The 24723-nt window shown below is 57.2% G+C and carries 32 protein-coding genes and 1 tRNA gene; 2 read left to right on the top strand and 31 right to left on the bottom strand.

Annotation, left to right across the window (positions count from 1 at the left end; translation table 11 throughout):
* Position 1: 1 nt before the first annotated feature.
* The 15 genes from VNL73_03300 to VNL73_03230 all read right to left on the bottom strand — a co-directional run bounded on the left by VNL73_03300 (position 2) and on the right by VNL73_03230 (position 8834).
* Positions 2-913: a DmsE family decaheme c-type cytochrome gene (locus VNL73_03300; GenBank protein HXF48438.1), complete on the bottom strand. Its 912-nt coding sequence runs from the start codon at positions 911-913 to the stop codon at positions 2-4.
* A gap of 175 nt (positions 914-1088) precedes the next feature.
* Positions 1089-1856 carry a glucose 1-dehydrogenase gene (locus tag VNL73_03295; GenBank protein ID HXF48437.1) on the bottom strand — a complete coding sequence of 256 codons (768 nt, stop codon included), beginning with the start codon at positions 1854-1856 and terminating at the stop codon, positions 1089-1091.
* A 303-nt stretch (positions 1857-2159) separates the two neighbouring features.
* A complete protein-coding gene (locus tag VNL73_03290) occupies positions 2160-2618 on the bottom strand; it encodes a universal stress protein (protein ID HXF48436.1) in 459 nt (152 codons plus the stop codon).
* Between the two features lie 2 nt (positions 2619-2620).
* Positions 2621-3352 (bottom strand): dienelactone hydrolase family protein, encoded by a 732-nt coding sequence (locus VNL73_03285; GenBank protein ID HXF48435.1) that lies wholly within the window; start codon positions 3350-3352, stop codon positions 2621-2623.
* Entirely contained in the window at positions 3349-4230 is an 882-nt protein-coding gene (prs, locus tag VNL73_03280; protein HXF48434.1) for a ribose-phosphate diphosphokinase, read from the bottom strand. The genes VNL73_03285 and prs overlap by 4 nt, the downstream gene beginning before the upstream one ends.
* Complete coding sequence (locus tag VNL73_03275) at positions 4227-4877, bottom strand: phosphoribosyltransferase family protein (GenBank protein HXF48433.1); 651 nt, start codon at positions 4875-4877, stop codon at positions 4227-4229. The genes prs and VNL73_03275 overlap by 4 nt, the downstream gene beginning before the upstream one ends.
* Before the next feature lie 59 nt (positions 4878-4936).
* On the bottom strand, positions 4937-5062 hold the full coding sequence (locus VNL73_03270; GenBank protein HXF48432.1) for a hypothetical protein: 126 nt from the start codon (positions 5060-5062) through the stop codon (positions 4937-4939).
* A gap of 11 nt (positions 5063-5073) precedes the next feature.
* Entirely contained in the window at positions 5074-5550 is a 477-nt protein-coding gene (locus VNL73_03265; GenBank protein HXF48431.1) for a CBS domain-containing protein, read from the bottom strand.
* 1 nt (position 5551) lies between these two features.
* Positions 5552-6088, bottom strand: coding sequence for a universal stress protein (locus VNL73_03260; protein HXF48430.1), 537 nt, complete (start codon positions 6086-6088; stop codon positions 5552-5554).
* An 18-nt stretch (positions 6089-6106) separates the two neighbouring features.
* Positions 6107-6409, bottom strand: coding sequence for a CBS domain-containing protein (locus VNL73_03255; GenBank protein HXF48429.1), 303 nt, complete (start codon positions 6407-6409; stop codon positions 6107-6109).
* Between the two features lie 11 nt (positions 6410-6420).
* Positions 6421-6624: a hypothetical protein gene (locus VNL73_03250; protein ID HXF48428.1), complete on the bottom strand. Its 204-nt coding sequence runs from the start codon at positions 6622-6624 to the stop codon at positions 6421-6423.
* Positions 6625-6740: 116 nt separating this feature from the next.
* Positions 6741-7211, bottom strand: coding sequence for a CBS domain-containing protein (locus VNL73_03245; protein HXF48427.1), 471 nt, complete (start codon positions 7209-7211; stop codon positions 6741-6743).
* 62 nt (positions 7212-7273) lie between these two features.
* On the bottom strand, positions 7274-7720 hold the full coding sequence (locus VNL73_03240) for an Hsp20/alpha crystallin family protein (GenBank protein ID HXF48426.1): 447 nt from the start codon (positions 7718-7720) through the stop codon (positions 7274-7276).
* 9 nt (positions 7721-7729) lie between these two features.
* Positions 7730-8320 (bottom strand): hemerythrin domain-containing protein, encoded by a 591-nt coding sequence (locus VNL73_03235; GenBank protein ID HXF48425.1) that lies wholly within the window; start codon positions 8318-8320, stop codon positions 7730-7732.
* A 22-nt stretch (positions 8321-8342) separates the two neighbouring features.
* A complete protein-coding gene (locus VNL73_03230) occupies positions 8343-8834 on the bottom strand; it encodes a hemerythrin domain-containing protein (GenBank protein ID HXF48424.1) in 492 nt (163 codons plus the stop codon).
* Here VNL73_03230 and VNL73_03225 point away from each other — a divergent pair.
* On the top strand, positions 8820-8954 hold the full coding sequence (locus VNL73_03225) for a hypothetical protein (protein ID HXF48423.1): 135 nt from the start codon (positions 8820-8822) through the stop codon (positions 8952-8954). The two genes, VNL73_03230 and VNL73_03225, sit on opposite strands and share 15 nt — an antisense overlap.
* A 320-nt stretch (positions 8955-9274) precedes the next feature.
* Here the strand turns inward: VNL73_03225 and VNL73_03220 are convergent, their stop codons facing one another.
* The 16 genes from VNL73_03220 to VNL73_03145 form a co-directional block, all read right to left on the bottom strand.
* A complete protein-coding gene (locus VNL73_03220; protein ID HXF48422.1) occupies positions 9275-9739 on the bottom strand; it encodes an Rrf2 family transcriptional regulator in 465 nt (154 codons plus the stop codon).
* A 246-nt stretch (positions 9740-9985) separates the two neighbouring features.
* Positions 9986-10059: transfer RNA gene (locus tag VNL73_03215), tRNA-His, on the bottom strand.
* Between the two features lie 168 nt (positions 10060-10227).
* A complete protein-coding gene (locus VNL73_03210; GenBank protein HXF48421.1) occupies positions 10228-11010 on the bottom strand; it encodes a cytochrome c oxidase subunit 3 in 783 nt (260 codons plus the stop codon).
* A gap of 30 nt (positions 11011-11040) precedes the next feature.
* Entirely contained in the window at positions 11041-11193 is a 153-nt protein-coding gene (locus tag VNL73_03205) for a hypothetical protein (protein HXF48420.1), read from the bottom strand.
* A complete protein-coding gene (locus VNL73_03200; GenBank protein HXF48419.1) occupies positions 11190-11714 on the bottom strand; it encodes a cytochrome c oxidase assembly protein in 525 nt (174 codons plus the stop codon). Before VNL73_03200 ends, VNL73_03205 begins: the two co-directional genes overlap by 4 nt.
* 27 nt (positions 11715-11741) lie before the next feature.
* Positions 11742-12614 carry a heme o synthase gene (locus VNL73_03195; GenBank protein HXF48418.1) on the bottom strand — a complete coding sequence of 291 codons (873 nt, stop codon included), beginning with the start codon at positions 12612-12614 and terminating at the stop codon, positions 11742-11744.
* Positions 12595-13698 carry a COX15/CtaA family protein gene (locus VNL73_03190; GenBank protein ID HXF48417.1) on the bottom strand — a complete coding sequence of 368 codons (1104 nt, stop codon included), beginning with the start codon at positions 13696-13698 and terminating at the stop codon, positions 12595-12597. Before VNL73_03190 ends, VNL73_03195 begins: the two co-directional genes overlap by 20 nt.
* Positions 13698-15260, bottom strand: a complete 1563-nt coding sequence (ctaD, locus tag VNL73_03185; GenBank protein ID HXF48416.1) for a cytochrome c oxidase subunit I — start codon at positions 15258-15260, stop codon at positions 13698-13700. Before ctaD ends, VNL73_03190 begins: the two co-directional genes overlap by 1 nt.
* A gap of 1 nt (position 15261) precedes the next feature.
* Positions 15262-16002: a cytochrome c oxidase subunit II gene (coxB, locus tag VNL73_03180; GenBank protein HXF48415.1), complete on the bottom strand. Its 741-nt coding sequence runs from the start codon at positions 16000-16002 to the stop codon at positions 15262-15264.
* 1 nt (position 16003) lies between these two features.
* Positions 16004-16939, bottom strand: coding sequence for a c-type cytochrome (locus VNL73_03175; GenBank protein HXF48414.1), 936 nt, complete (start codon positions 16937-16939; stop codon positions 16004-16006).
* A gap of 11 nt (positions 16940-16950) precedes the next feature.
* Positions 16951-18108: a hypothetical protein gene (locus tag VNL73_03170; GenBank protein HXF48413.1), complete on the bottom strand. Its 1158-nt coding sequence runs from the start codon at positions 18106-18108 to the stop codon at positions 16951-16953.
* 45 nt (positions 18109-18153) lie between these two features.
* Complete coding sequence (locus VNL73_03165) at positions 18154-18765, bottom strand: cytochrome c (GenBank protein HXF48412.1); 612 nt, start codon at positions 18763-18765, stop codon at positions 18154-18156.
* Positions 18758-19267 carry a DUF3341 domain-containing protein gene (locus VNL73_03160; protein HXF48411.1) on the bottom strand — a complete coding sequence of 170 codons (510 nt, stop codon included), beginning with the start codon at positions 19265-19267 and terminating at the stop codon, positions 18758-18760. The genes VNL73_03165 and VNL73_03160 overlap by 8 nt, the downstream gene beginning before the upstream one ends.
* Complete coding sequence (gene nrfD, locus VNL73_03155; protein ID HXF48410.1) at positions 19260-20642, bottom strand: NrfD/PsrC family molybdoenzyme membrane anchor subunit; 1383 nt, start codon at positions 20640-20642, stop codon at positions 19260-19262. The genes VNL73_03160 and nrfD overlap by 8 nt, the downstream gene beginning before the upstream one ends.
* Entirely contained in the window at positions 20639-23737 is a 3099-nt protein-coding gene (locus tag VNL73_03150; GenBank protein ID HXF48409.1) for a TAT-variant-translocated molybdopterin oxidoreductase, read from the bottom strand. Before VNL73_03150 ends, nrfD begins: the two co-directional genes overlap by 4 nt.
* Before the next feature lies 1 nt (position 23738).
* A complete protein-coding gene (locus tag VNL73_03145; GenBank protein ID HXF48408.1) occupies positions 23739-24245 on the bottom strand; it encodes a cytochrome c3 family protein in 507 nt (168 codons plus the stop codon).
* A 281-nt stretch (positions 24246-24526) separates the two neighbouring features.
* Between VNL73_03145 and VNL73_03140 the strand changes: the two genes are divergently transcribed.
* A partial coding sequence (locus VNL73_03140) for a hypothetical protein (GenBank protein HXF48407.1) occupies positions 24527-24723 on the top strand: 197 nt, incomplete at its 3' end.

Here is a 24723-nt window from a genome sequence, read left to right as displayed (position 1 = left end):
CCTATCGCAGAAACATCATCCCGGAGGGATGGTTTGAGCCGTGAATTTGCGAATGGCAGTTTACACAGCCCCGGTCAATGGCGTGCAGCCGGGACTCCGAATATGGCGTGGTGGGATGCCGCGACTCGATATGGCAGCGCTGGCAGAGCCGCGGACGCTTGACCACGAGCAGGTTGTCGTGGTTCGAGCCGTGCGGGTTGTGGCAGGAAAGGCAGTTTTCCCGCACCGGCGGATGCTCCCAGAGCATCGGCCCCGCTTTTTCCGTATGGCATTTTAAACAGTTTTCGTTCGGCGAATTTTCAATCAGCATCGCCGGGTTGGGGGAACCGTGCGGGTTGTGGCAGTCCACGCAGGCCAGCTTCCCCTCCATCAGGGGCATGTGGGAGGATTTTTGGAACTGCATTTTTTTCATTTTATGGCATTCAAAGCAGACCTCCGGCGCGGTCGGCTTGGCCAGCTGGTTTTCCGGGGATACGTTTTTCATCACCGTGTGGCAGTCCACGCAGGCCACCCCGCGCCCCTCGTGCATCGAGCCGGTGAAATGGGTCTGTGCTCCCTTTTCGTGACACTGCAGACAGACGGCGTTCCAGTCCTCGGAACTCTCGCCATCCTCCTTTTTAAAGGTCCAGTGGCGGCCCTTGTCCTCCGGCTCTTCGATGTGGGCCGAGCCGGGGCCGTGGCAGGCCTCGCACATGTTTTTTTCCAACTCCGTCTGGGCGTTTTGCTCCACGCCGAAGTGAACGGTATGCTGGTAGTCGGCCGCTATCTCTTCCGCATGGCATTCCATGCATTTTTCGCTGCCGACGTATTCCCCCTTTACCTCCTTGGGGTCGGAGGCGGAAAGCCCCCAGGCGACGAACGCCACGGCGGCCAGCGCAAAAAAGCCGGAAGAAAACCATTTCAATTTTGTCATGACGCCCTCCTGTCTTCCGATAGATGTGTGTGGTGAAAATTAGCGAGTGACGGGTCTGCCGCCCGTTTCCTGAGGCCCCTCTTCCTATGCGGACTGGAACGTTCCATCAGGTCAACTGAAAATATGATTTGTATCATCTTTCTGTCAAGAAAAATCGAACCGTTTTTCAAACTTTTCATCGGGCCGTGTATCCCCCATCTATCACCAGCTCGCTACCAGTGACGAATTTGGATTCCTCGGAGGCCAGATAGAGAATCCCGAAAGCAATGTCGTCCGGCTCGCCGATGTGGCCGAGCGGATGCAACGAATCAATCATTTTCCGCCCTTCCTCCACGTTGCCGGTCGATTGCAGGTATTTTTCCACCATCGGCGTCCAGATGAAACCGGGGTGGATGGAGTTGACACGGATTTTATCCTTGGCGTAAAACAAAGCGTCCGTTTTGGTCATGGAGCGCAAAGCCCCTTTGGAGGCGTGGTACGGGGGAACGTCCGCGGCGCTGATGATACCGTAAATGGAGGAGAGATTGATGATGCTGCCGCCCCCCGCTTTTTGCAGGAACGGGACCGCGTGCTTGGTGCAAAAAAACGCTCCTTTCACGTTGACCGCCTGCACGCGATCCCACTCCCCTTCCGTGATTTCGTGGGTCGGCTTGCTGACCCCGGCGATGCCGGCGTTGTTGACCAGAATGTCGATCTTTCCAAAAGTTTTGACAACATCAGCAAAAACTTTTTCAACCTCGGATTCCTTCGAAACGTCCAGATGCCAGAATTGGGCCTTCCCCTTGGAGCGTTTGATTTCCTCCACCAGCGCCCGGCCTTCGCTGTCCAAAACATCTGTAACGGCCACCGCCGCTCCCTGCCGGGCCAGAAGCAAACAGGCCGCCCGGCCGATTCCCAACGAACCGCCGGTGACAACGGCTACCTTTCCATCCACGCGTCCCACCTTAGCCCGCCGGACGGACATAATGACAGCCCGCGGTCCGGGATAGAAATTCTGTCATTCGGTCGTCCACTCCTTTCTATTCAATGGACTCACTTTATCCATTGAGTCCAGAAAGAATCTATTTAAGTATCGGCGGCCTGTCAAGCTTTTTTTACTCTTTTCTTTCGATTTCCAGTTAAATGCCGACCGTTCGGGTCGGAATTGGATTAAACGGAAGAGATTCAGGCAAATGTATGGAAGACGGAAAACCGTGCGGCTGGCGAAAACGCTCCCCGGTGAAAACCGACCCTTAAGGGCAATCCATCAGCGTTTTCTTTTGCCGGAGGCCCGCACTAAAAGCACCGGGCAAGTGGCGCCGTGCAGGACCTTGTCGGCGATGCTGCCGAAGGCCCAGCGCCCAAGCCCCGAGCGGCCGTGCGTGCTCATCACGATGAGATCGGCCCGTTTGGAGCGGGCGTAGTCGAGGATGACGTCGGCCGCCGGGCCGACTTTTACCACGGCCTGGGTTTTCAATCTCTTCCACTCCGATCGGCGGGCCACCGAATCAAGATACTTTTGGGCTTCGTTTTTACGGATGCGCTCCACGGCGGCCACCTGCGTGCCGGTGTTTAAAACGTCGATGATCGGCCAGACCGCTTCAATAAACGTTACGCGCGTTCCCGGGGACCGGGTCAGCGGAAGGGCTTGTTTAAGGGCCGCCTCTGCCAGCTTTGAGCCGTCCAAGGGAACGAGGATATGCCGGTATAAGACGTTTGTTTTCATCTCTATCTCCAAAATTTTGTGGTTTTGATCTCTGTTCGTCCGTCAGAAACCTGAATGGAGCTTTTTTTGTCCCCTTCATCCTTTTGCAGATGTTTTAAAAACCACTCCGCTGCCAGCCGGGCCACCTCTTCGAGCGTCCCAGGCTCCTCAAACAAATGGGTCGCCCCAGGAACCACCACGATATCCTTTACAGCCGAGAGCCGTTCGTACGCTTTTCGGTTCAGCCGTATAACCTCGTGGTCATATCCGCCCACAACCAGCAGGGTGGCCGCCGTCACCCGCTCCAAAACGGCAAACGCCAAGTCCGGTCGTCCACCGCGCGAAACCACGGCCTTAATGGTCGGGCCGAGGCGGGCGGCGGCCCGTAATGCGGCCGCCGCGCCGGTGCTGGCGCCGAAATATCCGACGGGCAATTCCTTGGCTGCCGATTCCTCCATCACCCACCGGGTGGCGGCAACCAGCCGCCGGGTAAGCAGCTCGATATCGAAACGGGCCGCATAAACTTGGTCCTCCTTTTCCGTCAGCAGGTCAAAAAGAAGCGTTCCAATTCCGGATTGCCGCAGGATGTCGGCCACGTAGCAGTTGCGCGGACTCTTCCGGCTGCTGCCGCTGCCGTGGGCGAAGAGAACCACCCCGAGGGAGTGGGACGGAAGTACAAGCTCCCCTTCCAAGACGTCGGCATCGATGGGGATATGAACCAGATTTTGCTCTACAAGGGGGGCTATTTTTTTCATGCGGGCTGTAATAAATGGTCTCGAATAAGAGGAGCCACGGAAACTTTTTTAATGCGGCGATCGGGCGGAATTTGCGGGATCGTGTCGGTCACGTAAATCCGTTTCACTCCAAGTCCCCAGAGCTTTGTCCAGAGGTTTCCAGTAAAGATGCCGTGGGTAACCAACACCAGAATTTCCTTTGCGCCCGCCTCTTGGAGGGTCTGACAGCAGGCGACCAAAGTTTCCCCGGTGTCCAAAATATCATCCACAACGACGGCGAATTCCCCCACCTCCCCCTGGAGTTCCGAGGTCACCCCTTGCGCCGTCCGGGTTTTGGTGAAGTAAGCCAGGGGCATCCTCAAACCCAATTCCTTGCGCAAGGCCTCGCAGCGGAAAACCGCCCCTTCATCCGGGGCTACCAAGGTGGCGTCGGGAAGGGCCTGCTCGGTGATGATTTTGGAAAAAAGGGGGGCCGGCGAAAGGGAAACGACGGGTATGGAAAGAAGGCTCTCTGCGCGATGGCTGTGGATATCGACGGTGATCACCCGGTCCACCCCGCTGGCTTGCAAGAGCGCTCCCATCCAGCGGGCAGCCAAACTTCGTTTCGGTTTTATTTTATCCTGCCGGGTATAGGCCAAGTAGGGCAGAAGCAGGGTGAGTTCGCCTGAACGCTGGTGTTTGATGGTATGGGCCAGCAAAAGAATCGACAACAGCCGCTCATCCGGAGGGGCCACCGAACCCAAAATCAGACAATCGCTTCCGGTCACGTCGGCATCAATGGACACCTCCAGTTCCTGATTGGCGAAACGGCTTACCGCAAAGTCCCCCGCCTGCAGGCCCCAGCCGGCGTAAAGCTCGCGGGCCAGTCCGGAAAACTCGGGATACGCAAACAGAATCATCCCACGCTCACCCCTTCCATCATGGCTATGACCTCCTCGTCGCTCACCTGTGAGAAATCGTCGTAGTAGGCACCTATCGCGCCCAGAAAATTGTCGGGCAGATGCACCACCACCACGTCGTCCACCTCTTTTTTCAAACGGGCCACCGTATCAAGAGGTGCGACGGGCACTGCCACGACCAGCTTGGCCGGACGGCGATTTTTGACCGCGAGGAGCGAAACGCGTAACGTAAGCCCGGTGGCGATGCCGTCGTCAACGACGATGGCAATTTTTCCCTCCACGGAAACGGGCTTGCGCTCCCCCAAGTAAAGCCGGCGACGCCGGCGGGCTTCCTCCAGTTTCTCTTTTATTTGGGTCTCAAACCAGGCCGGCTCAAGGTTTCTTTTTTCCTTCTCGTTGTACAGCACCTCCCCTTCCTCGGAAACGGCGGCCACGGCATATTCCGGGCTGTAAGGGTGCCCGATTTTACGGGCGATGACCAAATCCAACGGAGCATTCAAGTAGTTGGCCACTTCCAAGCCGATCGGCACCCCGCCGCGCGGAAGGGCCAAAACCACTACATCATCCCCTTTATATTTGCTCAGCGCTTCGGCCAGCTTCCGCCCGGCATCGGCTCGGTCCGCAAAGCGGGTGATGCTGCTTTGCATCCCCGCCCGGAACTCCCGTCGGGATGGCGGCGAGAAATGGGCAGCGCGTTCATCAGTTTTCATTCTTGCTCCAATCCATCCGAGAGAAGTGGAAAATTGGCCGCCGGAGCGGGGGAAGGCCGCGTGTACGCCGCGACCGGCCCCCGCTTTTCCGAGACCGGAACGTTGTTCCGTTGGGCGGCCATAATCGTCCTCCCTACAGCTGCGCCACCTGCTCGGTCAACTGCCGCACGCGGATACCCTGGTAGGTTTCCACCACCTCGTCGGAGGAAAGATCGGGAATTTTTTTCCCTTCCTTCTTTTCAGCGTGCAGGGTGAGATCGCCGATGGACAAAATTCCCGCCAGTTTTCCGTCCGGGTTCACCACCGGCAGCCGGCGCACCTGATGTTTTTCCATCGATTGCAAGGCCGTATGAATGTCGTCATCCGGGGCGCAGCCGTACACCCGCTTGGTCATGACGTCGCGGACTAAAACATCGGAGGCCCGTTGGTTTCTCGTTCCCAAAGCGATGGCGATATCCCTGTCGGTGATTACGCCAGTCACCCGGTTGTCGAAATCGACGACCGGCAAGAACCCGCAATCGTTCACCCACATCAATTCCACCGCCGAGGCCAGGTTGGCATCCGGACGGCAGTATTTGGGGGTGTTCACCATAATGTCACGGACTTTCATATTAACCTCCTGTCAATTGGGGTTTAGTTTTTTCCGTGGAATTCTCCAGAATCCACGGCGATTCTTCGACATTACGGGGGCGGCCCTTCAAAAATTGGAAACCCGTTCTTGATGGAACTCCGTTCGGAGACCCGGGCTGCGCTCTTTGCCAACGGCCTCCTTCGGTTCGGAATTCAGTTGCTTCTCCCAGAGGCACGGGGGGCCAGATGATAAAATCGATGAAATGGGCGCGGACGTAGCCGGTCACAGCCTCGTTGATTTCTCCGATTTCCACCGCCGCCCGGATGAGAAGGCCCTTCCAAATCGGCCGCTCGGCAACCGAAAGCAGGTAACTGACCGCACTGCGCACCCGTTTTGGCCACTCACTGTCCACGCAAACTTCCCGATGCCGGGTTCTTATGAACCCTTCCAACGGCTGAACTACTCCCAAAAGCGTGATGTCGGCACCCACCATACCCGCCAGACGGGCAGCAACCGGCAAAGCCGCCTCGGCGGCTTCCGAACCGTCCAAAGGCACCAGAATATGTTTGGTCGGCATTTTCCTCCTCCCTTCCGGTTACACGCTGACGTCGCCCAGTGAAATCATCCCGACCGAGCTTCCATCCCGGCCGACCACCGGTAGACGACGCACCCGGCCGGACATTGCGTCCCGAACCCGGAGGTCCGAGGGCTTTTGGTTTTTTCCCGCCAAAGTCATGCAAATGTCCCGGTCGGTAATTATTCCGACCACTTTTCCCTCCTGGTCCACGACAGGGAGCAAACTGCAATTGCCGACGGACATCGTTTCCGCGGCTGTAATCAAGTTGGCGTCGGGCCGACAGTACCTGGGGGTCTCCACCATAATATCACGGACTTTCATCTGTCCTCCTCTCAAGCCGTTTTTTCCGGCTGCCGCAGTGATTTTGTCCAGGGAATGACAATTCCAAGGATGATCGCCAGTTGAAAGGCCGTTTTCCAATCCGGTGTGGCATAGCCGTGGAAGATTACGTTCCAAATCGAGGTAACCGCCACAGTAACAGCGAAAACCACGACAAACGTGAACGCGAAGTCAATCAAGAATTTCTTAAAATTCATCGTCCACTTCCTCCATTTGGCCGCCAGAACGGGGGTCTGCCCCGCTACCGGGTGAAAACCCCCGTTTTCCGAAACCTGCCTGCAGGGGCAGTGTGGCGGCCATTGCTCAACCCCCGTTATGCCGGCACGGCCGGAAACGGCCGTATCCGGATTTCTTTGTACGCTTCCACCACCTCCTCGCAGGCCAGCTCGGGCATTTTCGGGCCGACCCTCACCTCCGCCACCAAGACGATGTCGTCCATCGATAAAATCCCCATCAGTTTTCCATCCCGGTTCACGACCGGCAGCCGGCGCACCCTTCCTTTTTCCATCACCTTCAGAGCGGTATGGATGTCATCATCGGGAGCGCAAATATGAACCTTGGGGGTCATGACCTCCCGCACGGAAACCGAGGAGGCCCTCCGGTCCTTCGTTCCCAAAGCGATGCAGATATCCCGGTCGGTAATCACCCCCACAACCCCCAGTTCATCATCCACCACCGGGAGTATGCCGCAGTCGTGGGACCACATTTTTTCCGCCGCCGCCGCCAGGTTCGAATCCGGATGGCAGAAGGCCGGAGCCTTGGTCATTATGTCACGGACTTTCATACCAGTCCTCCTTTCCTTTTCCCCGCCCCGGCGGACCGCCGGGGCGGGGAATTTGGAGCGGGCTAATCCTCCACCAGAATCGGAATCTCCTTGGATTTGACCTGTTCCGATTTGGGCAGGGTGATTTCCAGTACCCCGTCTTTATAGACGGCTTTCACCTTGCCCGGTACTACGGCCGCCGGCAGGGTGAAGGAACGGGCAAACGAGCCCCAGCTCCGCTCCATCCGGTAGAAGGTTTTTCCCTTTTCTTCCTTGTCCTTTTTCTTTTCCCCCCGCAAGGTCAAGACGTTGTCTGAAAGGGAAATGGAGATATCCTCCTTGGTCATCCCGGGGACTTCGGCCTTGACGACGATGTCGTCTTTGGTCTCGGCGATGTCCACGAAAGGAAACCATTCCTCCGAGAGAAATTCCCGGAAGCGGGAAAGGGGACGGGAGAAAAACCGTTCCACCTCCCGGGGAAAATCGAGCTCGTAGTCGAACGGCTCGCGCTGCAGCATTAATTTGGTCATGACTCCTCCTTATTTTTGGATTCTTTCGAATCCGGTTTCCGGTACGCCGCTTCCCGCGGCTTGCCTTTTATTCTTTAGAACGAGTTTTCTTTCAGCCGGGAGGGCGTACGCGCTCTCTTTTTCAAATTGTTCCATCCGCCGCACGATCCGCCGCTCCACTTCCTCTTCCGTAAAGCGGGAATCCAAAAGCGACAAGTAGACCTGCTCCTCCTTGTCGAAATGCAGTTTCAGAATCGCCACCAGTTCCCACCCGGCGCGCTGAAACTCCGGAATGGTTTCGGAACGGATGCCGCGGGCCATCTCCGCAAGCCGGTCGATATAGGCGGCGATGTATTCGTGGTCGATTTTCATCGTGGCGCTGGTCTTAACCCCGGTACCCCGGCTGTTACCACAGAGGTAATCGATTTCCGTGTAGAGGTATTTTTCCTCGGCGGCGGCATGATCCTTTATCTCCCTTTGAAGGAAATCGATTTCCCGCCCCACCACTCGCTTCAAGTCCTCCTGCGGCACCCGGGGGAGCGCGTCCAAAACCTCCTCAAATTCTTGGATTTTTTTCATCAACAGGTCATGTTCTTCTCGTAGCGTGTGGGTCGGTTTCATTGCATTCGCTCCTTCCTTGCCCCTACTCCGACCATCGGGCCTCTTCAAAGGTTTCCATTTTTTCCACGATGCGTGTTTGCACCTCTTTTTCCGTGAGGCGCGAATCCAAAAGCGGCAGATAGACCCGCTCCTCCTTGTCAAAATGCAGCTTCAAAATCGCCACCAGCTCCCATCCCACCCGCTGGAACTCGGCAACCCTTCTCGGGGATATGTCCAGGCGCATCTCCGCCAGCCGCTCGATGTAGCCGGCGATATATTCATGGTCGATCTCCATCGTGGCGGTGGTGCTGAAGGCGGGATTGTCCGCAAGCGCGTTAACCTCGGGATACAAGGAGGCCTCTTCGGCGGCGGCGTGGCTTTTTACATCCTCCCGCAGAAAGAGGACCTGCTCCCGCACCACCCGTTCCAGCTCCGGCTGGGAAAGGTGGGGGAGCGTGGCTAAAACCTGCTCGAAGTTTTGCACCTTGAGGCGCAACTCGTCGTGGTGCTCCCGGAGGGTATGAGTCGGTTTCATGGGGTCTTCCTGTTGAGGGAAAAAAAGCGCCTCAAAAACCCTCCCTTTCCAAACGACCACAACCCGAACCGGCGGCCGCTTTTGGTTTCGGACGGGGGAATCAACCGGTTTGGGCTGTGATCGGAAGGAAAGACAACGGAATGCTTTAAACTCTTGGACTTGCGGTTGAAAAACGGCAGGGTATTCCAGCCGGGGAAAAAGTAATAAAGCCCCCGGTTGCGCAGCCGGAAGTTTTTGATTTTCATGGCGGCCTTCCTCCCTTCAATTCCCCGCCCCCGTTGGAAGTTTAAAATTTTCCCGGACCGGCGCCCGGCAGGGTTGGGTGGATGGCCTGTGGGTCAACTCGGTGGAGTTGGCAGGCACCGGTCCGGGGTCAAGGCCCCCCTTGGGGAGATCGCAAGCGCGGGATGCAAGCCCGGCAAAGGAAAAACAAAATACGTTCATACGGGCTCCGCCAGTTTGTAGTTGCCGTTGCCGCGGCGGGTAAAAAGCGTCCGGGCCACCTCGGAAACGGATACGGAAGAGAGACTTTCGGTCATTTTTTTCTGCGCGGCCATCCGCCGGTGGTGCACGGCGCAGACCCGCTCCCCCGGGCAGAGCTTGTAGTCGTCCAAGAGGCAGCCCTCGTGCCCCAAGGGACCGTCGTAGGCGGTCACCACGTCCAAAAGGGAAATCCCTTTGGGTGCCCGGGCCAGTGAATAACCGCGCTTGGCGCCCCGGTGGGAGCGCAAAAGCCCGCCGCGGGTCAGGGTCTGCAGGATTTTGGAGACGAAGGCGTATGGGATTTGGGTGCGCCGGCTGACCTCCCGCCGGGGAAAAACCGTACCGGGCGGTTCGAGTGTGAGAGAGGCCGCCGTGCGGATGGCATACTGGCACCCCTTGGAAAGCGGCAGCAACCGGGCCATTTCAGCACCATCCTCTCTTTCAATGGATTATAATAATCCATTGAATCCACCCACAATTTATACGGCGGAAAGACGGCTGTCAAGCCTTTTCTGGAAATTTTTCAAATCGCCGACCGCCGCTGTCGGCATTCGGTCCGGGCCGTTGCCGCCCGGCAACCCGCCGGTCGTGTGGAAAGCCGGGGACCGGCTTTCCGCACGACCAAGAAATCGCAATCAATCGCCGGCCTCTAATCGCTGTTTTAAATGGGTGGGCAATGGGATTCGAACCCACGACCCCCAGGGCCACAACCTGGTGCTCTAACCGGCTGAGCTATGCCCACCATGGGAGGGATGTTCAACAAATCCTCATTGGAAGGATAATAGGAAACCACCTTCCGCGCAAACGCCCTCTGCTCGTGCGAAGAAAACCGGATCTCCTTTTCCCCGCCAAAAAAGAAAGGCAATCCGACGGATTGCCTTTAGGAAATCTGTCCTATTTTCAACGCGAGCTACAACAGATAAATCGTCGTGAACAGAAACACCCAGACGATATCGACAAAGTGCCAGTACCAGAGGGAGGAGAGAAAGCCGAAATGCCGCCCGGCCGAAAAATGCCCCAGTTTCAGCCGCACCCAGACGGAGGCCAGCAAGACCAATCCGACGGAGACGTGCAGGCCGTGGAAACCGGTCATCGAGTAGAACTGGCTGCCGAAAACCCCCTTGTTGTGGACGAACCGGTCGAATTCGTGCAGGTGCCCCCATTCATATCCCTGAATGGAAAGAAAGACAATCCCCAAAAAGAGGGAGAACAAAACCCAGCGTTCGGAGGCCATCCGCTTGCCGCTGACCAACGCTTTGTGGGCCCACTCCATGGTGAAGGAGGAAAAAACCAGAAGCAAGGTTGCGATGGCCGGCAGCCGGGTATCCAGATGCGGCGCCCCGGCCGGCGGCCAGACGTCGAAATGGGCCCGGGTGTAGAAATGGTGGGCGAAAAAGGCGCCGAAAATCATCGCCTCCGAAATCAAGAAAAACTTCATCCCGTTTTTCAGCCAGTCGTATTCCCCCGCGTCGTAGGACACGGCGTATTTCTCCCGAATGACCGAATGCACCCAGCCGCTCATGGCGAAGAGGGTGATTAGGGAACCGACGGCCAAAAGAACAATGCCGGCCTCTTTGGAACCCCAGGTCAAGACAATAAAGCCGAACGGCAGAAAGCCGGTCCCCAGGGCCAGAATGGCGGGCCACCAGCTGCCGTGCCCGGCATGGGCAGTTTCGGAATGCGCTTCGCTCATAAACTCCTCTCCAGCCCGGCCCCTGTTTCCCTACTTGGGCGGGGCCGGAACGAAATGATAAATTTTCATCAACACAAAACTTGCCGTCATCAAAGCCAACGCCAGAAGAATCAAAACCGTCCCCAGCCGCCGGTTTTTCCGCCCGATTTTTAGTTCCCGCTCTTCAAGGGCGACGGTTTTCATTTTTCCTCGTGCAGTGGTTTTTGGAAGAGGGTGTAGTTCAAGGTCACCCGTTCCACGTTGGAGTCCAAATCGGAACCGATGGAGAAAACGACCGGCATGGTCACTTCCTGTTTGGGTAAAAGGGTCTGGTCGTCGAAACAGAAACATTTTTTCAGGGCAAAACGGGTGGCCGCCCCCTCCGGCAGAATCGAATGCACGGGGCGGAAGCGGATGGTATCGTTGGACAAATTGACGAAGCGGTAGGCCGTTTCGGCCTGTTCCCCCAGCCGCACCTCCTTGGTCGGCTCAACCCCCTCGAAGACGATCGGCGCCCCGCCCGCCACCACCCCCATAAAAAGCACCTCGACTTCGCGGCCGGCCGTTTTGGCATCCGCCACCTTTGCCCCCGTGTTATTGGGGGAAAGTCCGAATCCCAGCTTCCGGCAGAACAGCTTGAAAGCCGGAACATTGGCAAAGGCGAAAGCGAACATCAAAACGCCGAACGCCCCGAACGCCAAGCCGAGTTTCTTATTTTTTGTCATCTCTTTTCCCTATCCACCAAGGGTATCCTACAAGCTTTTATGCCAGACCGCATCCGCCATGATTCCCAAAAACAGAACCAAAAGATACACGATGGAGTAGCCGAAAAGTCCCCAAGCCTCGGCAAAAGCTCCGCGACGCCAGATGCGGTACGCCTTGTGCAGGAAAATGCCGTTCAAAATGAGGGCCACAAGCAGATAAACCAGCCCGGCGCGGACAAAAAGCAAAGCCAGGCTGAAAGCGACCATCCACAAAGTGTACACCAGAATCTGCCGGGCGGTTTCCCGATCCCCCTTGACCACCGGCAGCATCGGTATTTTGGCCCGCTCGTAGTCCTTTTTTACGCACATCGCGAGGGCCCAGAAATGGGGGGGCGTCCAGAAAAAAATGATCAGAAATAAAATCCAGGGAGTCAGATTCAGCCCCCCCGTGGCGGCGGCCCAGGCAATCACCGGCGCCATCGAGCCGGCCGCCCCGCCGATGACGATGTTCTGATACAGCCGCGGCTTCAAATAAAGGGTGTAAAAGAAAGCATAATAGATAATTGTTCCCAAGGCCAGGATGGCCGAGAAAAGATTGAACCGAAACGCGAAAAGCAAAACCGCCGCCACGCCGATGGTGACGGCGAAAAACAGGGCCGCCCGAGGGGAAAGGTTTTTCAGCGGGAGGGGACGCTTCCTTTTGGTACGGTCCATCACCGCGTCGATGTCCCGCTCAAAATACTGGTTCAAGGCGTTAGCCGACCCCGCGGTCAAAGACAAACCGAAGAGGACGAGCCCGAAAGCGGCCGGCTCGGAAAGAAGCGAGCCCTCCATTACCAAAGCGGCCGCCCCGGTCAGAACCACCAAAAGCAGGATGGTCGGCTTGGTCAAGTTGATAAAATCAAGCAACCGGGGCTTCATACCGAGCAGGCTGGGATTCCCAGCGGAAGCGAACTTCATAGGTTAAAATCACCATAAGGGCGAACAAACTCAAGCCGGTGGCCAGATGCGCCAAGCTCATCCCAAAGGGGGCCTTCATCATCAAGTTGCCGATTCCCAGAATAACTTGCAGGGTGACGAAAACCGCGCTCCCCCGCGCCGCCAAGCGGGCCCGCGGCGTGGTGGAAACCTTGAGCGCGGCTATGTGCGCCCAGATGACCAACCCGGCGGCAATAAAGGCCCACCAGCGGTGAAAAAACTGGATCAGGATTTGGTTCTGAAAGACGTTGTTGATGGCCGGCTGGTACACGGAAGACCAGAGGACATGGGCGGGAGGAATCCAAAAATCCCCGATTTTGGGAAAGGTGTTGAACACCAGTCCGGCGCGGCTTCCGGCCACCAGCCCCCCGGAGACAATCTGGATGAAAACAAAAAGGGTGGCCGCCCAGGCAAGCAGCACAAGCCCCTTGCGGCCGGTGCGCTCCAGGATCGCTCCCTCCATCCGCGAAAGTTTCAGGGCCATCCACAAAAGCACGCCGAAAAACCAGAAGGCCGTCCCCAGATGGGCCGCCACCAGTTCCCCCTTCAATTCCTCCTTCACCACCACCCCTCCCAAAATCGCCTGCCCGACCAGAAGCATGGCGGCAAAGATGAGGTGGGCCCCCACCTGCCGGCGGAGCGAAACGTTGCGGAACCCCCGCACAAAGACGGCCAGAAAAACGATTCCGACCAAAGCCGCCAGAAAGCGGTGGCCGTATTCAATCCAGAACATTTTTTTAAACTCCGACATTGGGGTTTCGACGAAGGAGGGAGGGGTGACTTTCTGATAGCTTTCAAAAACCGTCTGCCACTCGGCCTCCGTTGCCGGCGGCAGCAGGCTGCCGTTGATCAGGGGCCAGTCCGGGATGGAAAGCCCTGATCCGGAAAGCCGCACCACCCCGCCCCAAAGGATTAGGACGAAAACCAATAGAGCCAAAAACAAAAGCCAGCCGGCGATGCGGACTTCCCCGGCGGCTCCCGCTTCGGCACTGGGAACCCGGGCGGCTTTGCGGAAGGTAAATGGCATTATGCGATCTCGGGGATCTTGGCGAAATTTTCCACCGGCGGCGGGCTGGAGACCGACCAGTCCAGAGTCCTTTGCAAAGGATAGGCGCCCCACGGATCGTCGGCGGCCCGCTCTCCTTTGCGCAAGGTTTTGAACATGTTGTAGAGCAAAAGCATCCCCCCCGCAAAAAGCAGGATATACCCGAAGGAGGCCACCTGATTCCAGAACTCAAACTCCGGCCGGTAGGTATAGATACGGCGAGCCATCCCGACGATCCCCAGCCAGTGCATCGGCAAAAAGGTGATGTTCATTCCCAAAAAGATAAGCCAGAAAATCACGTTCCCCAATTTTTCATCCAAAATCCGCCCGGACATTTTTGGAAACCAGAAGAAAACCCCGGCCAAAAGCGCCATCACGGAGCCACCGAACAGGACATAATGCAGGTGGGCCACCACGTAGTAGCTGTCGTGCACCTGCACGTCAAAGGGAACAACAGCCAGCGTCAACCCGGAAATACCGCCCATCACGAAAAGGGCGATGAATCCCAAAGCAAACTTCATCGCCGTGGTGAAGCGAATCTGCCCGCCCCAAATGGTCGCCAGCCACGAAAAAATTTTGACCCCCGTTGGCACGGCGATCACCATCGTCATAAAGGCGAAAAAGGCCCGCAGGCGCGGGTCGATGCCGGAGGTGAACATGTGATGGGCCCACACCATAAAACCGATGACGCCGATGGCCGCCGTGGCGTACACGATCCCCTTGTAGCCGAAAATCTTCTTGCTGGAAAAGGCGGGCAGAACGTGCGAGACGATTCCCATCCCCGGTAAAACCATGATGTACACGGCCGGGTGGGAGTAAAACCAGAAAAGATGCTGCCACAAAAGCGGGTCCCCCCCCTCCGAGGGGCGGAAAAAGCCGGTGCCAAAGGCCCGATCGGTCAAAGCCATGGTCAACGCCCCGGCCAAAACCGGCGTGGCGAACAAAATCAAGGTGGCGTTGACGAACCAGGTCCAGACGAAAAGGGGCATCTTGAAATACGCCATCCCCGGGGCGCGCATGTTGATGATGGTGACCAAGAAATTAATGGCCCCCAAAATACTGGAAAGCCCGACCAAATGCAGCCCCAAAATCCACATATCGACGCCCGCCGTTCCGGAAAACTGGCGCGAAGCCAAGGGCACGTAGCCGGTCCACCCCGCCTGCGCCGCACCGCCTTGGACGAAAAAGCTGCCGAACATCAAGAAGGCCGCCGGGATGACCAGCCAATAAGAAAGGGCGTTTAACTTTGGGAAGGCCATGTCCCGCGCCCCGATTAAGAGTGGCACAAAGTAGTTGCCGAACCCGGCAAGCGCAGGAATGATGACGAAGAAAATCATCACCGTCCCGTGCATGGACAAAAACTGGTTGTACAGGTCGGGATTTAAAACCTTTAGGTCGGCGGCTGAAAGCTGGGCGCGCAAAAGCCCGGCGAAGGCCCCGCCGAAGACGGCCATAAAGAGCGCCGTGACCAGATACAGAATACCGATGTCTTTATGATCCGTGGTGGTGAGCCAGCGGACGAGGCCTTTGGGGCGGTCGCTCATCTTACTGGCTCCCTGCCGCTTGGGCCGGCGGCGCGGCCCCTTTTTTCTTCATAAGCCACTGCTCGAACTCTTCCGGCGTCACCACGTTTACGTCGATGTACATTTTGGCGTGCAGCTTGCCGCAAAGCTCGGCGCATTGCCCCTTGTAGCGCCCAGGATTGTCGGCCTGGAACCAGGCGTGGGTGATGCGTCCGGGGTTGGCGTCCTGTTTTACGCCGAAAGCCGGCACCCACCAGGAATGCACCACATCCACGCTGGAAAGATTCAACGTGACCACCTTGCCGGCCGGAACCACCATTGCCTCCTCGGCGAATTGAACCCCGTATTTTGGATAGCGGTATTCCCAGAAGAATTGATGGCCGATGACCGCAACCACCAGGTCGCTTTTGGGGGGGACCTCCATCGCCCGCATCGTCTTAAAGGTCGGTATAGCGGTGACGGCCAAGGTCAAAGCCGGTATCACCGTCCACAATACCTCCAGCCGTAAATTCTCGTGAAAAGTGGCCGCCTGCCCCCCCGGCTTGGCCTTGAAGCGGAAAATGGCGTACACCAGAAGCACTTCCGACAAAATCAGAAACGGCAGAAAGGCCGCCATGGAGAAATAGAAATTGGAACGGACGGCCCGGGCCAGGGGGCCTTCCGGGCTGGTCAGCCAGTTGGTAATCGGCTCGTCGGCCCAGCCAATGGCGGCAAAACCAAAAAACACAAAACCGCTCAAAAGAAAAATCCGGATTTTTTTCATACTACCTTTCTTCGGCCAACTCGGCAACAAATCGATATAAAGCATCCAGTTCGGCAGCTGTCAAGAGCTCCCCCGGCATCAGCTTTCCCGGCAGCCCCCCCACAACGATTCTTTCGAACTCCTTGCGGTTCTGCAGCCACGAAGCCCGTGGATTCTGCAACGAGGGAGCTTTGGCATAGCGGTACGGAAAAACGGCCAGTTTGGCCACCGGCTGCCCCCCTTCGCCGTAGGCCCCATGACAGGAGGCGCACTTCCGCTCGTAAATTTTTCTCCCCTCGCCCGAAGGCAACCGTGAAAGTTTTTTGCCGGCCGCCGGTTCGGCCTTTGCCGAGGCCCGAAGAGCCAGAACAATCGGAATTCGCGGCCCCTCCTTGACCGGTTCCGCCGCGGCGGCCGCCGCAGCGCCGGCCGGAGCTCCGCCACCGCCGGAAAGCTGCGCGACTACATCCGGCGGGTCGTTGGCCGGGCTCGGAATCAGGGTGCGGATGTAATGAATAATGGCGATTCGATCGTTGGCTGGCAACAGCTCAAAAGAGGCCATCGCCGTCCCCGGCGAGCCGACTTTGACGGTGTTCCAAAGCTGACTGGGAGCCGTGCCAAATTTGAATTTTTCCGTGGTGAAATTGCGCGGCCGGGGATTCAACTCCGGCGCCCGGTCCCCGTCTCCGTGTCCGGTCGGCCCGTGACAGGAGGCGCAGTTGACGGCGTAGAGCATCTTTCCCTGGGCCACCAGCTCCGGTGCGGAGTTGTACAAAAGCGACAAATCGACCGTTTGCGCCTGGGCGGGGGGTTGGGACCCGGGGGTCGCCGCTGTTTTCTTTCCCTCCTCCCGGCCGATTTTGAAAAAACTGACGAAAGCCCAGAAAACCAAAGCCGCCGAGAGGGCAAAAAGCGGCAAGTAGATGAACGGGTTCGATTTTTCTATTTTCTCTTCCATTTTTGCTTCCATCATTGTTTCCAGTTCACGCTGGCCGCAAGCTTCGGATCCCGGTGGGCCAGAATCGAGTGCTTTCCAAAGAAGCGCAACAAACAAATCCCGAAAAGGGAACCGAAGGCGGCAAAAGTCCCCAGTTCAATCCAGCCGAAAAGCGGCTTGGGAGGGCTCACCACCGGCCCAATCATCAGATACAAATCGAGAAATTGTCCCAAAATAATGAGAGAGGCGGCGGTCAGGACTACTTTTTCGTTCCGCTTCCCGTCCCGACCCATCAGAAGGAAAAACGGAATGAGGAATTTCAAAAAGACGATGGCCAAAAAGAGATACCCCCACGGCCAGGATTTGCGCAGAATCAAATAAAAGGTTTCATCCGGCAGATTGGCGTACCAGATGAGCATGTACTGGGAAAAGCCGATGTAGGCGGAAAAAACCGAAAAGGCGAACATCCAGTTGCCGATATCCTGCAGGTGGTTGGCGTTGAAGAACCCGGCCAGTTCCCCCCGCCGCCTAAGCCAGATGGCAACGATCGCCAGAAACGCCATCCCGCTTTGGAAAAGCCCGGCAAAGCAGTACACCCCGAAAATGGTGGAATACCAGTTCGGCTCCAACGACATGGTCAAATCGAAGACCGCCAGGGTGAACGTGATGCCGAAAACAGGCAGGAAAATGGAAGCCAGCCGCGAACTTCTTTGGGAAAGCCCGGCATCCCCGCTTTCATCCTGCGAGAGGGAGTTCTTGATTAACAGCCAGCCGAACAGGACCCAAACTCCGAGAAAAATAAAATTGCGGACAGAAAAAAAGGTGAGATTCAAATACGCCAGCTTGTCGGCCCCCAACGGCGCGCGCACGCGGGCCTGCTCCGGGTGCGCCCAAGCATAGATATCCTGCACTCCCAGAAGCATAATCGCCAAAGGCACCAGCGCCACCGGCAAATAGGAGGCCATCCCTTCGGCGATCCGGCGCACGACGACCGACCAGGAGGCCCCGGCGGCATGGTGCACCGCGGTGAAGAAAAGCCCGCAGAGCCCCCAGAACAGGAAGAAAACGTACCCCAGAAGCCAGGCCGACCAGGCCCGGGTTGGATCCAGTTTAAGCCCAACCACAAATACGATGAGTCCGGCGCCTCCCAAAGCGAAAAGGGCCTGCTTCGCCCGGGAAGAAACCTTCACCGGCCCCGGATTTTTTATCGCTGTTGACGGGCTTTCGTGCATTTTTTATCGCTCCGGCCAAACTTTCGGAGCAGCCGTGTCCGGCTCATCTTCCGAAAAATCAACCCCCAGCTTTTTCATCAACTCCAAATCGGCGGGCGTGGGGCGGGCCGCCCGCTGGAGAACGCGGACATAGTGCACCACCGCCCAGCGCTGCGCCGGGTCCAGTTGGAACGCGTAGCTCGGCATGGTCTGCTGGCCGCGGGAAATCACGTGGAAAATCCTCCCGTCCGGCCAGTTGGCCACCCGCTCGGTCAAAAGGGAGGGGGGCTGCGGAAATTTGGGAACGATGTACCCTTTTCCATCCCCTTTAGCCCCGTGGCAAACGATGCAAAAGGTGTTGAACGATTTTCGCCCGGCCTCCAGGACATCTTGTGTCATGGGCAAAGGATTAGTGAGTTCGGCGGCCACCTTCAACGTATCACCGATTTCGTAGGGGTACGCCTCCCAGTCCCGCGGCACCGTGCCGGAAACGGGCAGAAACATCTGCCGCTCCTGCGCTTTTACGGCCGGGGAGTGGGCCATGTTCGGCATGTACTCCAGCATCGGTTTGGACTTCTGCCGCGAACAGCCGACAACCGCGATAACAACTATCACCGGGAGCACGCGTTTATACACGGCGCACCTCGCGAGCCCCGGTCTCCTTCAAAAAACGTTCCTCCTCCGCGCCGGTTCCAGCCGTCGGCACCACCAAGGCAAAGCGGTCGTCGGTGAGCCGCAAATCCAGAATCTTCGGCCGGTGCCGCGGCAGCCGGCAGGCGCTCCAGAGCGCCACCATCGTGGTAAGCCCGGCGAAAAGCACCGTGCATTCAAAGGTGATGGGAACGAAGGCCGGCCAGGAAATGAACGGCTTTCCGCCGACGTTTAACGGCCAATCCACGGCCGAAGTCCAGGACATAAACAAAAAGGCCAAACTCCCTCCGGTGATACCGGCAAACAAAGTCGCCCAGGGAATCCAGGAGCGCTTGATGCCGATTGCCTCGTTTATGCCGTGTACAGGATAGGGCATATAGGCATCCAGGTTTTTATATCCCCGCTTGAGGGCCGCCTCTCCCGCTTTCAAAAGTTCGTGCGGGTCGTCGAATAGACCCACCACGGCACCGGCAACCGGCTTAGCCATGCAGGACCTCGGAATGTTTGTGCGATTCCTTTCCGGAAGGATTGACCAAAACCCCCTTCACTTCCGCAAGCGAAAGGGACGGCAGAAAGCGTGCGAACAGAAAAAAGAAGGTCATAAAGAAGCCGAACGAACCAACGGTCATCCCGATTTCGTAAATGGTAGGGGCGTAATTTTCCCAGCTCGCCGGCAGAAAATCCCGGTACAGCGAAGTGACGATAATGGTGAAACGCTCAAACCACATTCCGATGTTGACGAAAATGGAAACGATAAACATGGTTGCAATATGCCGCCGGGCCCAGCCGAACCAGAAAATCTGCGGGATGATAAAGTTGCAGACCACCATGATCCAGTAGCACCACCACATCGAGCCGAAGGCCCGGTTCCAGAAGGTGAAACGCTCGAACGGGTTTTCTGAATACCAGGCGGTGAAGGCCTCCACCATATAGGCATACCCCACCATCCAGGAGGTGACCAGAATGATTTTGTTCATCATCTCCAGATGGTGCATCCCGATGTACTCTTCGAGCCTGAACACCCGGCGCAAAACGACGAGCAACGTCATCACCATGGCAAAACCGGAAAAAATCGCCCCCGCCACGAAATAGGGGGGGAAAATGGTCGTGTGCCAGCCCGGGAGGATGGAGACGGCGAAATCAAAGGAGACGATGGAATGCACGGACAAAACCAGCGGCGTGGAAAGCGCCGCCAGAAGCAGATACGCCTTTTCGTAATGGTTCCAGTCCCGGGCCGAGCCGGTCCAGCCCAACGAGAAGATACCGTACAAAAGTTTCTTGATTTTCGATTTTGCCCGATCCCGCACGGTGGCCAAATCCGGCACGAGTCCCTGATACCAGAAAACAAGCGATATGGTGAAGTAGGTGGAGACGGCAAAAACGTCCCAGAGCAAAGGGGAGCGGAAGTTCACCCACAAAAGCCGCTCGTTGGGATAGGGGAAAAGCCAGTAGGCGTACCAGGTGCGTCCAAGGTGGATGAGCGGGAAAAGCCCGGCGGTCATCACGGCGAAAATGGTCATCGCTTCCGCGGAGCGGTTGATGGAGGTGCGCCAGCGCTGCCGGAGCAAATAGAGAATGGCGGAAATCAACGTCCCCGCATGCCCGATGCCAATCCAGAAAACGAAATTGGTGATGTCAAAGGCCCACATCACCGGGTTGCGCAAACCCCAGACGCCGACCCCCTTCATCTGTTGCACGGCCACCGCCCAGACACCGAAGGCCAGCGCGGCAAGGGAAACGAAAAGCCCGAGATACCAGAGCTTTCCCGGCCGCTCGATAGGGCGAAGCACGTCGGCGGTCACGTCCGTCATTGTGATGCGCGCCGGAATCAAAGGGGCCCGGGTGGTAGTGTCGGCATTCATGCTTCTTTGTCCCCTTCCCGGTTGCGAATTTTGGTCAGATAGGTGATGGCGGGCTGGGTGTTCAGCATGTCAATCACTTTATAGCCGCGCTCCTCCCGCACGGATAGCTTGTGCGCGCGGCTTTCCGGGTCATTCAAATCGCCGAAAACTATCGCCTCGCCGGGGCAGGTCTGCTGGCAGGCAGTGACGATGTCCCCGTCCGAGAGTTTTTTCCCCAATTCCTTGGCCCGTTCCCTCCCTTCTCGGATGCGCTGCACGCAGAAGGTGCATTTTTCCATAATCCCGCGGGTGCGCACGGTCACGTCCGGATTTAACACCAGCTCAAGCGGCGACTGCCCCGGCTCGTCGTAAAAATGGGTGTACTGGAAAAAGTTGAAGCGTCGCACTTTGTAGGGGCAGTTGTTCGAGCAATATCTCGTTCCCACGCAGCGGTTGTATATCTGCTGGTTCAAGCCGTCGGCCGAGTGGGTGGTGGCCAAGGTTGGGCAGACCGTTTCGCAGGGGGCGTTGTCGCAGTGCTGGCAGAGCATCGGCTGGTGCACCACCTCCGGGTTTTCCGGCTCGCCGGAGTAGTAGCGGTCGATGCGCATCCAATGCATCTCTCGTCCGCGCAAAACTTGATCCTTGCCGACCGCGGGGATGTTGTTTTCCGACTGGCAGGCAACCACACAGGCATTGCAGCCGATGCAGGCGTTCAAATCGATCGCCATCCCCCACTTTTCCGCCTTGTACTCGTGCGGCTTCCACATCGAGGGCTGCCGCTCGAAAAGGGGATGTTCGAAATGCCCCGCCTTCGGGTCTTTGCGGTATTCCTCCAAGGACGCTTCCTGCACAATCGGCCGGTGTTCGATTAAATGGTGGAGCTGCACGCAGGCCAAAGGATGGCTTTTGCCGGTTTTGGAAATTTCGACCGGGAGCGCGGCGGTCAAAAGCCGGTTTTTTTGAATTTTTCCCCAGCCGAAACCGTTCACACCGACCCCGTCGCCGTACCGCCCCGCCCGTTTCCTTCCCCAGCCGACCGCCACCGCCAAAACCGCGGGGTGCAAGCCGGGCTGGATGTGCACCGGAATTTCCGCTTCGACGCCGGAAGCGGAAAGTTTGACCACGTCCGATTCCTTCAGGCCGAGCTCGTCGGCTGTTTTGGGGGCGACGGAGACAAAATTATCCCAAGTGATTTTGGAAACCGGATCAGGCGTCTCCAAAAGCCAGGCGTTGTTCTGATGGCGGCCGTCATACTGCAGGCCGTTGGCCCACAAAACGAGACGATGACGCGTATCCACTTTGGCCGGGCGGCCGATTTGCGCCAGCGATTCAATTTTAAAGCGGCGGGGGGTCGCTGTAGCGTCCTCGTTGCGAGCCGAAAAGACCCCGCGCCGCAAACCGTTTTTCCAGAAATCATCAAACGTCCCCGCCAAATTGTAGCGGGCGTAAATCTCTTTTTGCCAAACGGACTTTAAATACCCGGCAAACGTCTCATTGGAAACACCCAAGCTTCCCGCTTTGGCCCCGCGGGCGAACGAGAGCAGCGAATCCTCAAAACTGCGGGAGTCGAAAATTTTTCCGATGGCCGGCTGCATCAGCCCAAAAACCCCTTTTTGCGGCTCGGCATCCCCCCACGATTCAAGCGGGTGCGTCGTGGGCAAAACGTAGTCGCAAAGCTCTCCGGTTTCGTCCACCCGGTCGCCGAGATAGACCACTTTCTTGACCGACCGCAACGCCTCGGCAAACCCGGCCGAGGGGGGCAGCGAATAAACCGGATTGACGCCGGCCATTACCAAAACTTCGATTTTCCCCGCTTTCATATTGGCGATTAAATCCAAAACGTCGCCGAATGAACTCTGCGACTGGTTGCTGGACGAAAGCGCACCGTCGACCGTTACCCCTTCGTTTTCCAACGCGGAATTCAGGAAGTTGACGGCAATCTGCAGCTCGACCGCCGAGCGGTCTTTCGAAACCATTCCGGCGGCATAGACCAAACTTTTTCCGCGGGCCTTCCAGAGCTCGGAAACGGTTGCTTTGATGCTCCCCTCCGGCAGCCCAACTTCTTTCTCAACCGTGGCGGCTGAATACGGCCGGAGAGCGGAAACCACCGTGCCGTTTCCGGCGAAAGCCGACTTTCCTTGAATAACCACCAGTTCGTTGGCCAACCCCAGGGCAACCTTGACCAAATCCTCCGGTTTGACTTGATAGTGCACATCGGCAGAACTTCCGGTAAGCGAAAGAATCGGCTCGAAGGAGATGACCTTCGACATCGAGCCGTCTTTGATTTTCCGTCCGGCGGCAAAGCCGCGGGCGAATTCCACCGGGGAATGGCTCCCCGCCAGCGGGTCTCCGGCGAGCAGCACCAAAACCTCTGCTTTATCAAAACGGTAGCGCGGCAGAATCGACTCGCCGTAGCAAATACCCTGTGATACCCGAATCTCTTCTTCTGAAATGGCGTCGTACGTAATGTGACGGGTGCCCGGGAAGGCGTTCAGAAAATCAGCAATCAAGCGTCTCCGGGCGGGCCCGTGAATGGTGCCGGTGAGCAGCCGAACTTTGCCCCCCGCCGTTTTGAGCGACTGGGAGATGTCGGAATCCGCCTGTCCCCAGGAAACCTCCTGTTTCATTCCACCCGGGCGTGAAAGTTTGACCGGACCTCGCAAACGGTCCGGGTCGTAGAGGTTTAAGACCGAGGCCTGGCCCGTTGCACACAGTTTCCCGGCATTTAATGGATGATCCGGGTTCCCCTCCATTTTAATCGGTCGCCCTTCGCGCGTTTTAACCAGAACGCCGCACCCCGCCGCGCATTCCCCGCAAGTGGAGGCATACCAAACGGGCACGCCGGGGATGATTTCTTCCGGCTGGTTGACGTAGGGGATTAATTTTTCAACCGGTTTGCGGGCGCAGCCGGCGGCGGCGAACACCGCGGCGACTCCGGCCAGCTTGAGCATGTCCCGGCGGGAAAAAGCCGAACCGTTTTTATCCAGTTCATCCATCACGGTTTCCGGTTTGGAGAAAAACTCCTCCTGCCGGGCCTTTTCGACTGCCGGATCGCTGGAGAAATCCTCCAAGCTCACCCAGTACCGCAATTTTTTGTGGCCGTTTTCGCTCATCTTAATTGTGACAGGTGATACATTCCGTGGAGGCCTTGTTCTGCCGGTGACAGTCCACGCACCAACCCATGTTCAATTTCTGAACTTGAACGATTTTATCCATCGTTTCAACCGGCCCGTGGCAGGTCTGGCAGGCGATTCCCTTTGCCAGATGCCACCGGTGAGAAAAGTAGGTGAAGTCCGGGAGCGAATGCACCCGCACCCAGGAGATGGCCGTATCCGCTTTGTAGGCGGCGGCCAGCTTGACCACGTTTTCCTTGGTGACGGCGACCGATTTGTGGCAGCCCATGCAGGTGTTCATCGGCGGCACGGTGGCATGCCGGCTTTTCTCCGCCGGCGCGTGGCAGTACAAGCAGGGAATTTTGTTGTCCCCGGCGTGAATTTTGTGCGAAAAGGGAAGCGGCTGTTCGGGGGCATAGCCGACGTTGGTGTTCAACTCGGCAATCACCCACCCGCCGTACCCCAAAATTGCCAGAACCGCGAGGGTCACCTGCCATTTCCGACCCATTTTTTGCCTAAAACTCCTCTCCGCTTCGCTCTGTTAAGCGCCCGACGCTTGTGAAATTTATAACAAGCGGACTTAAAAAAAATTTCCTGTGCCCTGCTGCCTAATTTTCACTCCACCAAAAAGCCGAACTTACAAAGCCCCCTCCGGCCTGTCAAGCCCAAAAACGTCTTTTTTTCTTGACAAAATTGCCGGCCGCCGATTAAATTTTTTAACGGGTGGGATAGCCCAAAAAAACAAAAAAAAACAACCCCTCAATACGGGGGAAAAAGAAAGGAGGAGCAATGAAACGCTTTCGGACGTTTCTTGGAGTGGTCGTGGTGTGTTTGTTCGGTTCCATCGCCTTTGGCGCCGTCCCCCAGCTCATCAACTTTCAAGGTATCCTGAAGGACGGCGGTGGCAATCCAGTGGCGGATGGCTCGTATTCCGTCACCTTCACCATCTATGATGCCGCCACAGGGGGAACCACCCTTTGGACGGA

The organism is Verrucomicrobiia bacterium, from assembly GCA_035574275.1.
Classification (GTDB): domain Bacteria; phylum Zixibacteria; class MSB-5A5; order DSPP01; family DSPP01; genus DSPP01.
The sequence above is the reverse complement of the archived record's forward strand: the minus strand, read 5'-3'. Positions and strand labels throughout refer to the sequence as shown.